Origin of the sequence: Zhongshania borealis, assembly GCF_039539625.1 — a bacterium.
GTDB lineage: Bacteria > Pseudomonadota > Gammaproteobacteria > Pseudomonadales > Spongiibacteraceae > Spongiibacter > Spongiibacter borealis.
On record NZ_BAABDM010000001.1, the window covers coordinates 224398 to 239607 of the forward strand.

Genomic DNA, 15210 nt, shown 5'->3' on the forward strand with positions numbered 1-15210 from the left:
GTATGGAGAATACCTTCGAGCTAGATGTGGCTGTGTTGTGCGACTATCTAGAAAGTAGTATTGACGGCTTTCGCGGGCCGTTAACCGCCGAGAAATTCGCCGGTGGCCAATCAAACCCTACCTACCTAATTGATGCTGCAAGTGGCAAGTATGTGCTGCGCCGCAAGCCCCCTGGTGAGTTGCTGAAGTCAGCTCATGCCGTTGACCGGGAATACCGAGTAATGAAGGCGCTGGCGCAAAGTGACGTGCCAGTACCCACAATGCGCATACTCTGTGACGACGACAGCGTGATCGGGTCTATGTTTTATGTCATGGATTATATTGATGGCAGAATATTCTGGGACGCGGCATTGCCAACGCAAAGCCCTCAGCAGCGCGGGGCTATTTATGACGCCATGAACCAAGTTTTAGCAAATCTACACAACGCAGATGTCGAAAAGCTGGGTTTAAGCGATTACGGGCGTCCCGGTAATTATTTTGAACGGCAGATCAGTCGTTGGACCACCCAGTACCGCGCCAGCGAGACTGAGACTCTGCCAGCCATGGAAGCCCTGATTCAGTGGCTTAATGATAACTTGCCCGCTGATGATGGTCTGGTCTGTATTAATCACGGCGATTTTCGTCTCGATAATATGATGTTCGACAACGAACAGCCAAAGGTCTTGGCCTTGTTAGACTGGGAATTGTCGACCTTGGGCCACCCCTACGCAGATTTGGCTTACCAGTGTATGCAGTTACGTATACCGAGTGACGCCGCCATTCCTGGGCTTGGTGGTATTGACCGCGAGGCCTTAGGCATACCTTCTGAACAAGAGTATGTGCGCCAGTATTGTCAGCGACGTGGCATTGACGGTATCGATAACTGGGTATTCTATTTAGCTTTTGCGTTTTTCCGTCTGAGTGCAATTTTACAAGGCGTATATAAGCGGGCGCTAGATGGCAATGCCTCTAGCCAAAAGGCAAAAGACTACGGTGCATTGGCTGCACCGTTAGCTGAATTAGGCGTGGCACTTATTGAAAGTGGCGAGTAAAAGGGTTTGGTAATGAACAGTGCAGTGATAAATAGTTTGGATTTGTCTGGCCGGGTAGCCTTGGTTACCGGCGCTTCGAGCGGTTTGGGCGCGCATTTCGCCAAGGTCTTAGCGCAGGCTGGGGCCTCGGTGGTCCTGGCCGCACGTCGGGTAGACAGATTGCAAGCATTGATGGCAGAAATCGAAAGCGAGGGCGGCAAGGCCATCGCGGTCGCAATGGATGTGAACGATAAGGCGTCTGTGGTGGCCGCGTTTGATCAAGCGGAAGCCGCGTTAGGTGTGGTTGCCATTGTTGTGAATAACGCAGGGGTGGCGGAGCCCAGCCGTTTTGTCGACAGTACTGAGGAGCAGTGGGATTTTGTTGTGGACACCAATCTTCGTGCCGTGTGGCGGGTGTCGCGAGAGGCATCAGCGCGGATGATTAAGGCCGGTGTTAGCGGCAGTATTGTTAATATTGCTTCGATCCTCGGGCTGCAGCCAAGCGCCAATAATAGTTTGTATGCAACCGCGAAGGCGGGGGTGGTGCAGCTAACTAAAAATACCGCCCAGGAATTGTGGCGCAGTAATATTCGGGTTAATGCCTTGTGTCCGGGGTATTTTGAAACCGAGATTAATAGCGACTTTTTCCAAACGGAGAAAGGGCGTCAGTATTTAGGTAAGATACCACCGCGTCGTCTCGGTCAGATGAATGAACTGAGTATGCCGTTATTATTATTGGCCAGCGACGCCGGTTCTTTTCTTAATGGTGTGGCGTTACCGGTGGATGGCGGGCACTTGGTGCAATCACTCTAAAATGGCAGCATAAAGCGCCCGTTTGCTTTGACCGATTTGCCAGTGGCGGTGGCCGCTAGTGTCAATACAATCTAACAAGTAGCACGATACACTTCGTGCTTAATAAATAATGAAATAGAGGGATTTCCGTGGCGAACACAACACCCATTTTAGTCGCATCCGGTCAGTATGTGTTTCGTGATGTGCTTACCGCCGAAAACGCAATGGCGCCGGTCGATATAGCCGCTGAGGCGGCAAAGGTAGCGTTGGCCTCGGCACAGGCTAGCACGCCGCTCGCGGCACATATTGATACCATCGCCTATATTCGCGGATTTATTGATTCGATACCCGGCGGCGCTTGTCCCCTTGGCGCGAGTAATAATGTTCCGCGATCATTGGCTAAGCGCATTGGCGCAGATCCACAAAACGCCATTTACGGCCGCGAAGGAGGGCATTCGCCGCAGCGCTTTGTGAATGAGTTTGCTGAGAAAATTGCCGCCGGTGAAATGACCATGGGCTTGATAGCGGGTGCAGAAGCCACCGGTATTATGAAGCAAGCGATGAAGAGTGGCTTGCCCTTGGATTGGAATGAACAAATTGACGGGCAGCTCGACGACCGCGGCTGCCATCTTCTGTTTACCGACCACGAAATTCACCACGGTATTACCTTTCCAACCCAAGTTTATCCGCTGTTTGAAAATGCGTGGCGCGCCCGCCACGGTTTATCTGAATCCGCTCACCGCCAGTTGGCGTCGCGCTTGTTTTCTAAGTTCTCCGAGGTGGCGGCAAGCAATCCCTATTCGCAATTTCCGGTGGTGCGTAGTGCCGAGTTCCTCAATGAGGTGTCTGCAGAAAATTACTGGGTGGCGCGCCCCTATACCAAGTGGATGGTGGCGCAAGACGCGGTGAATCAAGGCGCAGCTTTGCTAATGTGTTCGGTGGATAAGGCGGTTGAACTGGGGATCCCAGAGTCGCAGTGGGTTTACTTACACAGCTACGCCGACGTTGATGACCGCTGGGTTTCCGAGCGCGCGGACTTGGCTGTGTCAGAAACCATGCGCTTGAGTCTCAATGCCGTTTTAGACAGTGTCGGCAAATCGATTGAGCAAATCGATATTATGGATATCTACAGCTGCTTCCCAATTGCGGTGTTAGCCGCTTGTGAGGCCATGGGCTTGGATTGGAATACTGACAAAACACTCACTGTTACCGGGGGGCTGCCGTTCTTTGGTGGGCCAGGAAACAGTTACAGCACTCATGGTATTGCCAGCCTAACTGATGCGCTACGCAGCAAGCCGCAAGATTTCGGTTTAATTACCGCCAACGGCGGGTTTTTATCGAAACAATCTGTGGGTATTTACTCCGCACAGGCGCCGACTAAACCTTGCCACAATGCTGATCCAGATTTACAGGCTAAGTTTGATGCTATTCCGCCGGTGAATGTGGTGGAGCAAGCAGAGGGAGTCGGAAGCATAGAAACCTATACGCTGGTGTATAGCCGCGGCGTGCCAACCCTAGGTATGGTCGTTGGCCGGTTTGAAGATGGTCGACGGTTTTTAGCCAATACCGGGGCGGATGACGACGCGAGTTTGGCAATAATGGCGGGTGACGAAGAGATGATAGGTCGTCGCATACGGGTGCAGCACGAGGCGAATAAAAATATGTTTAGTTTTGATTTAGGTTGATCAAGGCCATTGCGGGACTAGAGGTATTGCCGGTATTTTTGTGGTGACATCCCTGTCCAGTTTTTAAATGCCCGGGTAAACGCACTGGCCTCTGAGAAGCCAGTGCGCTGGGCTATTTGCTCAACCGAGAGATTGGACTTACCAAGATAATACAATGCGGTGTCCTGCCGGCATTGGGTTTTGACTTCATTAAAACTTGTTCCCTCATGCGCTAAACGCCGACGCAGCGTTTGTGGGTGTAAATGCAGTTGGGCGGCGATCTCGTCGATGCCGGGGGTGTTAATAAGGTTTTTGTTAAGAATGACCCGCACCTGTGCTGTCCAGCTCTTCTCGTCGTACTGCTGAATCAAAAAAACCAGATTGGGGTGCTGTAAAAAGCGCTGTAGCGACTGTTCATTTTGCTTGCTGGGTATTTCGGCCAAGCTGCTATGGAAAATCATCTCTGTACGGGGCTGGTTAAAGTACACTGGCTGGCCTAAAAAGAGGTGGCGGTACTCTGCTGCGTGGGCAGGGGCAGGGTATTCTAGATTGACTGCAATCAGCGGCAAGTGCTGCTGTGTGATCCAGCTACTAAAGCGATGAAGATTAAACAATACTAATTCAAAGGCGTAGTTTTGGTAGGCAAAGCTCGCGTCACCACGTTTAATTGTTAAACGTGCTTCATCACCGGTAATCTCAAAGTGGGGTTGTAGCCCCCATTCAAACATTTGGTAAAACCGACAATAGCGGGCAAGGGCGTGGCCTAAGGTGGCACAGTTGATCACCGAATAGCACATGTTATTCCAGGTGCCGGGGGTGTAGCGTCCCGGTCCATAGCCCAGAAACTCATCTTTTAAAGCGCGAATGGTGATGGTTTGCAGCTTGCCGAGTTTTACTGCGGGTACTCGGGCATGTTGTTGATTGAGTAACTCACTGGAGATACCCGCTTCGTTTAGCAGCTGTTTTGGATCTAGGCCTTTCTCAACGGCGTTATGCAGAACCGCATGCAGGAAGTAATTGGCAACGGATATGTTGCGCATTGAGGTTATGCTACTCATTATTTCAGCTTATGGCATTCACAAAGGATTTCACGGCGTTGATGATTACCGCAGAGCTGGCAATCATAACAGGCGTTTCTTTGCTAGGATAAGTATCTCAGGTTCATATAGGTAAAATAGACTATATTCCACAGAAGCTTTGTGTATTACCGTGGATGCTAGGGCCATTTTATACCTCAAGGTCGGTGAACTATAAGAGCTGGGACCACTCAGTACGTGAAAATGGGAAGAGCGTGAGATATGCCGAAATGTAAACTACAGGCCATACCCTTATTTTTAAGGTCTTCTACCCGCCGTGCAATATCGCCGATATCTGTGTTTTTGCTGCTCGCTGCGCCAAGTGTATTTGCCGCGACTGCGGAGCCAATGTTACTTGCAAGAGTTGATGATTTAGCCAGCCTTAGCCTCGAATCTTTGATGAATATCGACGTGGTTTCAGTCTCCAAACGCAGCGAACCCTTACAACAATCCCCTGCTGCGGTCTTTGTTTTGGACGGTAGCAGTATCATTCGCTCGGGTGTTAAAAGTATTCCTGAAGCACTTAGATTGATCCCTGGTTTGCAGGTTGCGCGGCTGGATTCCCATACCTACGCAATCACAGCGCGCGGCTTTAACTCAACGGTTGCTGACAAATTAGAAGTCCTCATGGATGGGCGTAGTTTGTACACACCGATGTATTCTGGCGTATTTTGGGACGCGCAAGATACCTTGATGGAAGATATTGAGCGTATTGAGGTTATTCGTGGTCCTGGCGCTGCCTTATGGGGGGCTAATGCCGTAAATGGCGTTGTGAATATTGTTACCAAATCGGCGGCAAATACGCAGGGTGGCCTCGAACAAATGGGCGGTGGCGGTGAATTTGAAGGTTTCGCAGCCTGGCGCTACGGCGGTAAAGCGGGCGAGAAAGGCCACTACCGCGTTTACGCGAAAACCACGCATTATACTGCCCAAGAAGCGGCCGGCGCCGGCGATGCAGGGGATGCCTGGAATCATGATCAGCTCGGGTTTCGAACGGATCTGGTACTGGGAGACCGCGATACCCTGACCTTGCAAGGCGATATGTATAAGGAAAGGATTGCGAATTCGCTGAGTAGTAGAGACGAGGCAATTAGTGGCCACAATCTAATCGCGCGGTGGAAACATCGCTATGACGATGGCGCGGATACGGAAGTGCAATTCTTTTACGATCAAACCAGTCGCGACGAAACAAGAACCTTTACAGAAGATCGCAATATTTATGACTTAGAAGTAAAACATCGTTTTTCAATTGGTGAGCGCCAGAATTTTGTAGTAGGCGGCGGCTACCACACGACGAACGATAAGATTGACAGTCTTAATCCTGGCTTGCTTCAGTTTTTACCACCCACGCGAAAAGATGAAACAGTGGATGTGTTTGCGCAGGATCAAATTGATCTGATTGAAGATAAGCTTCATCTTACTTTAGGGGCCAAATACGAAAATAATGATTATACAGGCGATGAATTTCAGCCGAGTGCACGCTTTAGTTATATTGTTAATGAGCAAAATACGGTATGGGGCGCGATATCGCGTGCGGTTCGAATTCCAAATCGGCTTGACCATACTTTAGAAATATTCGGCGGTGTTCTGATCGGTGATGAGAATTTTACTTCAGAAGAAGTGATTGCCTATGAGCTGGGGTATCGCACGATATTAAGTTCGGTGCTTTCCGCGGACACGGCAATTTTTTATAATGAATATGATTCCCTGCGCTCTTTTACTGATGACTTTCTGAACCCGCAAACTTTGCCGGTTCGCTTTGTGAATGATGGTGCCGGTAGAGCCCACGGTGTTGAACTCACATTACGTTGGGAGCCAGCGCCTGAGGTAAAGGTTTTAGCGAGTTACGTCTATATGGATATGGATATTGCTGCAAAATTTGGTAGTGGCGATGTGAATATCGAGCAAAATGATGAAAATGACCCAAATAGTAAACTTAGTCTAAGGCTAGATTGGGATATCCGGCCTAATTGGTCTTTACAGACCCGGGCACGGTGGGTTGATAGCCTCGATGACCTCGGCGTTGACGCCTACACAGCTGTTGATCTTACCAGTATTTGGCGAGTAAGCCCCAGCGTGGAACTCTCAGTGGTGGGTAGCAATCTTTTCGATCCACAGCATTCAGAGTTTAGCGGTGGTTATGAGGTTAGTCGCAGCGTACATGGGCAGTTTACATGGCACTTCTGAATCAGGGAATCCGCTTGCGGATGCGCACAGTTAATACGGCAATTCGATCATACCTAGTCGCAATGCTAGTCGTGTTCAGTCATTCGGCCGTGAGTTATGCTGACGCTACAGAATTGGAGTACCGTGTTAAATCAGCATTTTTATATAACTTCACCAAATTTATTGAATGGCCTAGTGCTAGCCAAACGAAATCAGATTTCGTTATGTGTGTTGCAGGGAATCCGGAATTACACGAAAAATTAGTTGAAACGATCGGTGATAAACAAAATGGCGGTTTGCCGATCAAATTTAGTCGTATTCAACATCCTGGTGAAGCGCAAAATTGCCAATTGCTGTTTCTAGGGTTTTTAGAAGCGGAGCGCTTAAACGACTGGGTAGGTGCTCTCTCGGATGAAGCGGTGTTAACCGTAAGTGACGATTCTGGTTTTATTGCTATGGGCGGTATGATTCAGTTTGTAATTGTTGATGGCAAGATTCGTTTTGATATAAACCAATCTGCGGCCAACCGCTTGAGTATTAAAATGAGTTCGAAATTACTGGGGTTGGCGCGCAATGTCATTTAATTCCTGTGTAGGGAAATATCATTATGCGGGGAGCTGATCTTCCAATCCGCTCGAAATTATTGGCCGCTATTGTCGGGACCACATCTATATGCTTGGTGATCACCGGTTTGGTATTTGTTATTTATAGTTGGTTTAATGTCCGCGAGAGTTTAGATAACAATTTGTCCGCAGTTGCTGAAGTTTTTACTCTCAATACTACAGCGGCTCTTAGCTTTAATGACGCACCGGCCGCTACGGAAATCCTTTCGTCCTTGCGGGCAAAGGACGAGGTGCTGCAAGCTTGTATTTATAAACTTGAGGGCGTAGGCGCTGAGCATTTGTTTGCACGCTACAGCCGTGATGGTAGTGTACGAGAGCGATGTCCGGAAACTCCGCCAAATCAAAACACCTACAGCCATAATCATCTAATAGTAGTGAGCCCTGTTTTATTAGGTGACGAGAAAATAGGAAGCGTCTTTATTGAACGCGGCTTAAATGATCTCTGGGAGTCAACGCGGCTAGACAGTATGGTCGTTGGCTTAATGGTGCTGGCGAGCATTGCAATCGCCTCTATTTTGTCCCTTTTTTTACAGCGTTTAATTTCAAAGCCGATCTTAGGCTTACTTGAAACCACCAAAAAAATCTCGGTCGCGGGGGATTATTCTCAACGGGCAATACCCACGGGTAAAGATGAGATTGGCGAGTTGATTTCGGGTTTCAACAATATGCTAACGCAGATTGAAAGCCGCGATATTGATTTGGAAGCGGCTCGCACGGAATTGGAACTGCGTATTGAACAGGCGGATATTGCCAATGCGGAGCTTGAAGATGCGCTATCGCGGCTAAAAGAAACTCAAGAGCAATTGGTGAATAATGAAAAAATGGCGTCCTTAGGTGGTTTGGTCGCTGGTGTCGCGCACGAGATCAATACCCCTGTTGGTGTTGGCGTAACCGCCGCAAGTACCCTGCGTGAAGACACCAAGGCAACAACTGAACTCTATGAAACAGGGGAGTTAACCAACTCTGCACTCAAACGGTATTTTTCAACGTGTATGCAGGCGACCGAGATTATTTTGGGGAATTTGCAGCGCGCCGCCGATCTAATTCATAGTTTTAAGCAGGTCGCTGTAGATCAGACCAGCAGCGAATATCGCATGTTTGAACTCAAACGTTATATTGATGAAACCCTGCTGAGTCTTAAACCGAAACTGCGTAGCACCGATTTGAAGGTAGACGTTGAGTGTGATCCAAATTTGGCAATTAATTCTGTGCCAGGGGCAATGTCACAGATTATAACCAACTTGGTAATGAACTCGGTGCAGCACGGTTTTGATGAGGGTGATAAGGGCTGTTTGCGGATTGTGGTGGAAGAGCAGCCAAGCAAAATTCTTATTCATTACAGCGATGACGGCAAGGGTATGCCTCCCGAAGTTGTTAAAAAAGTATTTGAACCATTTTTCACCACCCGCCGAGGTTCTGGTGGCAGTGGCTTGGGCATGCATATTGTCTTTAATTTGGTCACCCAGCAGTTAAAGGGCAAGGTGGAGGTAAAGAGCACTTTGGGCCAGGGCACGACGGTTGAAATTGCATTTCCAAAGAAAGAGATAGATTGAACTCAAAGCAGAGCGTCGCGCTAGTTTTTGTTTATAAAGGGCGTGTGCGCGAACTGCGCTATTAGAAAAATGGTGTCCCCGACAGGATTTGAACCTGTGACCTGCCCCTTAGGAGGGGGCCGCGCTATCCAGCTGTGCCACGGGGACATCAAGTGCGCTGACGTCATTAGTCTGCGCGCCGGAGATTCTATAGTGAATGACGCTGTGAATCAAAAAAAGCCTTATTTTACCAGCGGTTCGCTGTATCTCGGCTCGCTGTCCCAAGGGAAGTGGATCCAGGTATCTTGGCTAAACTCCCGCACAAAATGCTCGGCCAAGACTTTGGCTTGGGGTTTGGCATAAATGGTGACGAAGCAGGCTTTTGGCAGAAGCTCTTTGGCTATTTTGGCCGTTCCGCCGGTGTCGACAAGGTCGTCAACAAGTAAATAGCCGTCACCGTCACCTTCGACGGTTTTCAGTATGTTGATCTGACCTTGTTGGTCGTGGTCATAGCTGGCGATACATAAGGTGTCGACCACACGCAAATTTAATTCTCTTGCCAATATCGCGCCCGGTACCAGGCCACCTCGAGCAATACTGATGATGCCTTTCCATGAGCGGTCAGTCAGTTTGCGGGCAAGGTCGCGGGTGTCGCGGTGCAATTCGTCCCAGCTTAAGTAATAGACAGGTGTATTGGTGTCCGGCATGGCGGTGACCTTTGGGCTTTAGGCAAAGGTGGCAGATTGTGCCGGATGGGCGCTTTCATCGCAAGACTTGGCTGATATACGGAGGGTTGTTATGTCGATAAATTGACAGTTTTGAGGTGAGGGTGCGCGTCATAAATGCTATAGTCAAAAAACTGACTTTTACGTGGTTTGATCATGCACTCAGAATTAAAACTACTCATCATGGCACCGGAGGAAATTGCACAGCGTGTGCAGGCGGTCTTGACGGCCTTGGGTGAATCAACGGTCAGTGCCGATTGGCGTTCAGCCAAGCTCAGTGAGTGGCATGCGGTTTTTTGTGCCGATCTAAGCTCTGAACAGCGTGATTGCTTGGCACTCGCGGCCTCGAGTTCTCTGCAAATAGTTGAAATGACTGACAATGGTATTGACGTTGCTGACGCGGAGTACGACGCGCACTTTGTTTTGGACCGCCGTTGCTATTACCTTGATGTATTAGAAACTTTGTATCGGCTTAGATCGCGGTTGTCAGTCTCGGGCGCGCTGCTAAGTGATGCGGTTTTAGGTGATGAGGTGGTCGGCAGCAGTCCAGCCATTTGTGAGCTTCGGCGTTTAACGCGCCAAGTTGCCGATAAAACAGTCACAGTGCTTATTACTGGCCCCTCTGGTGCGGGTAAAGAGCTGGTAGCGCGCAGTTTGCATAATCAATCTCGGCGTCATAATGCGCCGTTTGTGCCGATTAACTGCGGAGCCATTCCGCGAGAATTATTAGAAAGTGAGCTTTTTGGTCATGAGCGGGGCGCTTTTACCGGGGCAATTTCGAGCCGTGCTGGACGGTTTGAACTCGCCGAGGGCGGAACCTTGTTTCTCGATGAAATTGGCGACATGCCCCTTGATATGCAGGTGAAGATATTGCGGGTACTGCAGGAGCGTCAGTTCCAGCGGGTAGGCTCCGAGAAGACCCGCGCGGCCGATGTGAGGATTGTGGCAGCGACCCATCGTGATTTAGAAGCAATGATTGCGGCTGGGGAGTTTAGGGAAGACCTTTTTTATCGTTTGAATGTGTTTCCCTTGCAGGTGCCCCCGCTGGCGGCGCGTCCTGAGGACGTTCCGCATTTAGTGCGGGTACTGTGTAAGCAATTGGCAGCTGACGGCCTCGGTGAATTGCGACTGGCGCCCTCGGCGCTGGCGTCACTATGCCAGCATCATTGGTCTGGGAATATTCGTGAGTTGGCTAATTTACTGGAGCGGCTTGTAATCATGTTTCCAGACTCCGTAGTGGGACTTGCTGATCTGCCCGAAAACTACCGCTATGGCGAGGAATCGTGGCGCGACACTGGTGATGACGCAGCGCCTTCATCCGCGGCGGTTACGGAGCCCGTAGTGGGCCTTGGGCGGGAATTGCCGCCGGAGGGCATGGATATGAAAGCGCAATTGCTGGCGCTAGAGAAAACGTGGATTGAGCAAGCCTTGGCCGCGCATGGTGGGGTGGTGAGTAAGGCCGCCCAGCATTTGGGGCTGCGTCGCACGACCTTAATTGAGAAAATACGGAAACTTGCTATTCAAACTTAGTGTTAGAGCCCGAACTAACCACCAGAGAGTTTTACTTGAAAGCCTTTGGCTTCGAGCAGGCTTTTTAAGGTTTGGCGGTGGTCCCCCTGAAATTCCATCTCGCCGTCTTTGATTGCGCCGCCCGTACTGAGCTTTTGGCGTAATTCTTTGGCGAGGACTTTTAGCGCCGCGTCGTCTAAGAGCACACCGTTCACAATGCTAACCCCTTTGCCTTTACGGCCCTTGGTTTCGCGACGAATACGGGCAATACCGTCGCCCTCGGGCACCCCGGCATTGCGGGTTTTACACTGGCACTGGTCGTTTGCTTGCTGACACTCTGGGCAGAGGCGGCCTTGGTCGGTGGAATATACAAGTCGAGACACGATTTTCTCCTATTTTGCGCTGTGCTGATTATAATGGCAGCGCGCTGCAAGCGGCGCATTTCTCGTAAAATTTATCAGCGGAGTATAGGCAATGGCCAGTGATGTATCTGCCCAACTAATTGATTTGCAAAGCCAGTTTGCTTTTCAGGAAGATCTTCTTGCGGCTTTGAACGAGCGAGTGGTTGCCCAGGACCGGGAATTGCAGAATTTGCGTAATGCGATCAGCCAACTTAATGAACAAATGCGCCAGCAAAGCATGGCGTCAGACGGTGCCAATCAGGCTATTGAAATAGACCGTCCGCCCCATTATTGATGGGTGTTTAGATCAGCTAAAGAAAACCTTGGGACGTTTGGCCCCAAGGTTATTTTCGGGGCCTATTTTAAGACTGAAACTTCTTCTGCCTGCGGGCCTTTTTCGCCCTCACTCAAGACAAATTCAACGAGTTGACCTTCGTTTAAACTGCGGCGACCGCGACCTTGGCCTCGAATCGAGCGAAAGTGCACGAAAACATCCCCGCCTGCATCGCGAGTAATAAAGCCGTAGCCTTTACTTACGTTAAACCATTTTACGGTGCCGCGTTCGCGCTGACTTTTAAACTTGTCGGCTAAGTTGGGTAAGCTAGGAGATAGCAGCATGGTGAGGGTAATGCCGATGCCAACAATGGCTGCCGGTAGTACTTGCAGTGTGTCTAATCCGAGAAGTTGGAGAGCCCAAAGGCTGGCGAAACTTAAGGTGGCAATAAAAATAATTCTAATTATCAGTAACATATGAATCCAAATATAGCTGAGATGAAATGGCGTAAAGTGCTGTTTATGGGTCGTTTAAGTATAAACCCGGCGCGGATCATAGCATTTTTAGTCACTAACGTCGCGGGGTAGTGGTAGATCCTCATAAGGGCTTCCGTAGGGCTAGGATTTAGCGTGGAACCATACGCTAAAGGTGTGGATTTCCTAGCTTCTTAGGCTAGGCTTTAGGGTAGGTATTTATAGTCGAGTGCGGTGATTTAGTGGAAATTACGCATGGTGGCGAGCGCGGCTTGCGGGCATTCTTATCGGGTTATAGTCGGTTGGGGTAGTAGCGTGCGCGATTGGGTGAAATCTAAGGATGGAATAGTCGACGAGAAAAGGAATCGTGTAACTCTCAACGCGTCTATTGTTTTGCTCTTGGCACTAATGGTATTAATTACTGCGACTGAAGTCCTGCGTTTTATGGATGCAACAGCGAAAGTTGATAATACCCTGTATTTTACTTCTCAGCTCCACACTCAAGAGGATGCGCTATTCGCATTAGATGCCGCGACCAGTCGTGGCCTCATTATTAAAGAGTTTACCGAAACGATTGATACCGGTGATTTGTTTGTGGCCGATAGTATACGCACGCGCTTAGTCTCAGCGCGTCAGCTTTTGCTCAGCGAGAGTATGCTGGGCTTCCCTAAGGAGACGAGAGTTGATCTTGCGCGCTTGTTGGGGGTGTATTTAAGTTATGAGCCAAGTAGGTCTGAACTAAATCAGTTTGAAAATCCTAAAGCGAATGTCATTCCTTTAAGCCCAGAAGTCGATACCGAGACTTTAATTAGCTACTTGCAGAGTTTAAGGATATTTCAAAAAAACTGGATCGCCAATTTGGCGTCAGAAGGATTGACTGAACGCCGTTCGCTGTCGTTTCATTCTTTGCTGGTTTTGATTTTTATCCTGTTGGGTTTTATTCCCTTATCCACCGGTATTGTAACGTCGCGGCATTTTGCTCGTGAGCATAAGCAGTTGCTGAATACTCAGGGATACTTTGATCGGCTGATAAGCAGTTTACCTGGCGTTGTATTGCTAACGAATCGCAGCGGCGAAATCATTGCAGCAAGTGAGACTGCGTCGCAGTTTTTGGGACATCCCAAAGACTGGTACCTCCAAGCGACTATGGCGCAGGTGCTGCCGAAGAGATTCTTGCAGCAATATCAGCTGTACAGCCAAAATCACCTTGATTTGAAAGCTGATATGGCCAAAGGGCGCGAACTTTTAGTTGTCGATGCCAACGGCAAAGAGTTACCCGTAGAGCTGCATTTTGGCAATTTTGAAACTGAAGAGGGTGATGTTCTGGTCGTTTGCTTACAGGACGTAAGTGATCGACGTGCTGTAGACCAGCGTTATCAGCGGGTCCAACGACGCTTTGATATGGCAATGACTGCGTCTCGAGATGGCCTGTGGGATTGGGACCTTGCGAGTAATAAAGTGAATTTCAGCGAGTCCTGGTTGGAGATGGTGGGTATTGTTAATGGGCACCCCCTCGATAGTCTTGAGGTATTTGAAGACTGTGTGCTGCCTGAAGATCGTTCACATGTAAAAGCACAATTTATTACGTTTTTGCGAAGCAAGGACACTTTGCTTCGGATGGAACACCGCTTGCGCTGTCGTGACGGTCGCGTCATCGATATTTTTAGCCGCGCTTGTGCGCAGCGTGACAGCAAGGGTAAAGTTTTGCGGATTGTCGGGGTGCATTCCGATGTTACTTCCTTCAAGGTGGCCGAACGCGAGGTATTGCGCTTAAATCGTAACTTGGAAGACCGCGTGCGTTTGCGTACCCAGCAACTGGAAAATGCCTTAGCCAGTGCAGAGGCTGCGAATAGTGCCAAAGCGGTTTTTTTGTCGGTTATGGGCCATGAGATTAGAACACCAATGAACGGTGTGATTGGCATGACTGATTTGTTGGCCAAATCAAAGCTGGATGGTGAACAAAAAATGATGGTGGACACTGTTCGCCGTTCCTCGCAGAGTCTGCTGGCAACCCTCGATAATATTCTCGATTACGTAGCACTTGAGTCGGGAAGTGCGGTGATAGCGCCAGCTGAGTTTCAGCTTGTGGAATTTGTTGAAGGCGTCGCCGATAGCTTTGGTCAGCAAATTGCTCGAAATAAGCAGCGATTTATTCTGCATATCGATCCGGCGGTCCCTGCTACCGTGGTTGCTGATTCAAGTTACCTACGCAAGGTGTTATTAAACCTGCTCGATAATGCGATTAAGTTCTCTGTATACACTTCACCTCATGGCGTTATTCAATTGCGATTGGGCCTAGCTGCGGATCAGTCTGACGTAGTGGTCGGGCAGCAGCGATTGGAAATAAAGGTCATTGATAATGGTATTGGTATTTCCGGTGAAGAACGCACTCAGCTATTCGAGCCCTTTGTGCAAATTGAGAGCACTCGGGCCAGGCGTTTTGGCGGCACCGGCTTGGGATTAGCGATTACCGCAAAAATTGTCCATTTAATGGGTGGGCAAATTGCATTAACAAGTAGCTCTGGTGAAGATACCTGTTTTGCTGTGCAGCTGTTGGTTGAGGTGCCCGAAGTGTCGGCGGTAGTTCGAGAGGATCGTGATTGTGCCGTATTTACCTGTATTCCTGATAAGACCTTACGCAGTGCGGTACTCGGCAGTCTAGAGGCGAGTGGCTATGAGGTTGAGTCGTTAGAGTCAGTTTCTGAGGTAACGGCAAAAACGAAGGACATAAGCCGACCGGTGATTGTTTTGGCTATGGAGGATGACGATGAAATGCAGGATTACTGCGATAGACAAAAAATTAACATGCTGAAGCTATGGGCGCGGCCACGTGATAAGGCAATTCTTAGGGTAGACCGTGTGTATACCGATCCTCTTCTGCCTTCTGCACTTCTTCGTGCCTTGGAACGCGAGCAGCGTGTGGTCAGTCCCGGTTTGGCGGGCGGCGATACTGGTTTATAAGTGC

Annotated in this window: 13 protein-coding genes and 1 tRNA gene; 9 read left to right on the forward strand and 5 right to left on the reverse strand. The window is 49.4% G+C overall.

Annotated elements, in window-relative coordinates:
• The first annotated feature begins 2 nt into the window (after positions 1 to 2).
• The 3 genes from ABD836_RS01065 to ABD836_RS01075 all read left to right on the forward strand — a co-directional run bounded on the left by ABD836_RS01065 (position 3) and on the right by ABD836_RS01075 (position 3487).
• Positions 3 to 1031: a phosphotransferase gene (locus ABD836_RS01065; RefSeq protein ID WP_344931856.1), complete on the forward strand. Its 1029-nt coding sequence runs from the start codon at positions 3 to 5 to the stop codon at positions 1029 to 1031.
• Between the two features lie 12 nt (positions 1032 to 1043).
• Positions 1044 to 1823, forward strand: coding sequence for an SDR family NAD(P)-dependent oxidoreductase (locus tag ABD836_RS01070; protein ID WP_344931857.1), 780 nt, complete (start codon positions 1044 to 1046; stop codon positions 1821 to 1823).
• Positions 1824 to 1951: 128 nt separating this feature from the next.
• Positions 1952 to 3487: a hypothetical protein gene (locus tag ABD836_RS01075; RefSeq protein ID WP_344931858.1), complete on the forward strand. Its 1536-nt coding sequence runs from the start codon at positions 1952 to 1954 to the stop codon at positions 3485 to 3487.
• Positions 3488 to 3504: 17 nt separating this feature from the next.
• Here the strand turns inward: ABD836_RS01075 and ABD836_RS01080 are convergent, their stop codons facing one another.
• The gene (locus tag ABD836_RS01080) at positions 3505 to 4524 is read right to left on the reverse strand and encodes an AraC family transcriptional regulator (protein ID WP_344931859.1); all 1020 of its coding nucleotides are present in this window, start codon (positions 4522 to 4524) and stop codon (positions 3505 to 3507) included.
• 240 nt (positions 4525 to 4764) lie between these two features.
• Here ABD836_RS01080 and ABD836_RS01085 point away from each other — a divergent pair, with 240 nt between their 5' ends.
• From ABD836_RS01085 to ABD836_RS01095, 3 genes are read left to right on the forward strand one after another with little or no spacing between them, the layout of a single operon-like run.
• On the forward strand, positions 4765 to 6729 hold the full coding sequence (locus ABD836_RS01085) for a TOL_0244 family TonB-dependent receptor (protein WP_344931860.1): 1965 nt from the start codon (positions 4765 to 4767) through the stop codon (positions 6727 to 6729).
• Positions 6717 to 7292, forward strand: a complete 576-nt coding sequence (locus ABD836_RS01090) for a TOL_0243 family YfiR-like periplasmic protein (protein ID WP_344931861.1) — start codon at positions 6717 to 6719, stop codon at positions 7290 to 7292. Before ABD836_RS01085 ends, ABD836_RS01090 begins: the two co-directional genes overlap by 13 nt.
• A 23-nt stretch (positions 7293 to 7315) precedes the next feature.
• Positions 7316 to 8884 carry an ATP-binding protein gene (locus ABD836_RS01095; protein ID WP_344931862.1) on the forward strand — a complete coding sequence of 523 codons (1569 nt, stop codon included), beginning with the start codon at positions 7316 to 7318 and terminating at the stop codon, positions 8882 to 8884.
• A 70-nt stretch (positions 8885 to 8954) separates the two neighbouring features.
• Here ABD836_RS01095 and ABD836_RS01100 read toward each other — a convergent pair.
• Positions 8955 to 9031: transfer RNA gene (locus ABD836_RS01100), tRNA-Arg, on the reverse strand.
• Positions 9032 to 9105: 74 nt separating this feature from the next.
• Positions 9106 to 9570 carry a xanthine phosphoribosyltransferase gene (gene gpt / locus ABD836_RS01105; RefSeq protein WP_344931863.1) on the reverse strand — a complete coding sequence of 155 codons (465 nt, stop codon included), beginning with the start codon at positions 9568 to 9570 and terminating at the stop codon, positions 9106 to 9108.
• A 174-nt stretch (positions 9571 to 9744) separates the two neighbouring features.
• Between gpt and ABD836_RS01110 the strand changes: the two genes are divergently transcribed.
• Positions 9745 to 11118 (forward strand): sigma-54 interaction domain-containing protein, encoded by a 1374-nt coding sequence (locus ABD836_RS01110; RefSeq protein WP_344931864.1) that lies wholly within the window; start codon positions 9745 to 9747, stop codon positions 11116 to 11118.
• A gap of 14 nt (positions 11119 to 11132) precedes the next feature.
• On the opposite strand, the gene ABD836_RS01115 is transcribed toward ABD836_RS01110, so the two are convergent.
• A complete protein-coding gene (locus ABD836_RS01115; RefSeq protein WP_344931865.1) occupies positions 11133 to 11480 on the reverse strand; it encodes a translation initiation factor Sui1 in 348 nt (115 codons plus the stop codon).
• Between the two features lie 91 nt (positions 11481 to 11571).
• On the opposite strand from ABD836_RS01115, the gene ABD836_RS01120 reads away from it, so the two are divergent.
• Positions 11572 to 11793: a SlyX family protein gene (locus ABD836_RS01120; RefSeq protein WP_344931868.1), complete on the forward strand. Its 222-nt coding sequence runs from the start codon at positions 11572 to 11574 to the stop codon at positions 11791 to 11793.
• Between the two features lie 62 nt (positions 11794 to 11855).
• Here ABD836_RS01120 and ABD836_RS01125 read toward each other — a convergent pair whose 3' ends face one another.
• Positions 11856 to 12116 (reverse strand): cold-shock protein, encoded by a 261-nt coding sequence (locus ABD836_RS01125; RefSeq protein ID WP_344933549.1) that lies wholly within the window; start codon positions 12114 to 12116, stop codon positions 11856 to 11858.
• 384 nt (positions 12117 to 12500) lie between these two features.
• On the opposite strand from ABD836_RS01125, the gene ABD836_RS01130 reads away from it, so the two are divergent.
• Positions 12501 to 15206 carry a PAS domain-containing sensor histidine kinase gene (locus tag ABD836_RS01130; RefSeq protein ID WP_344931869.1) on the forward strand — a complete coding sequence of 902 codons (2706 nt, stop codon included), beginning with the start codon at positions 12501 to 12503 and terminating at the stop codon, positions 15204 to 15206.
• The last annotated feature ends 4 nt before the right edge of the window (positions 15207 to 15210 follow it).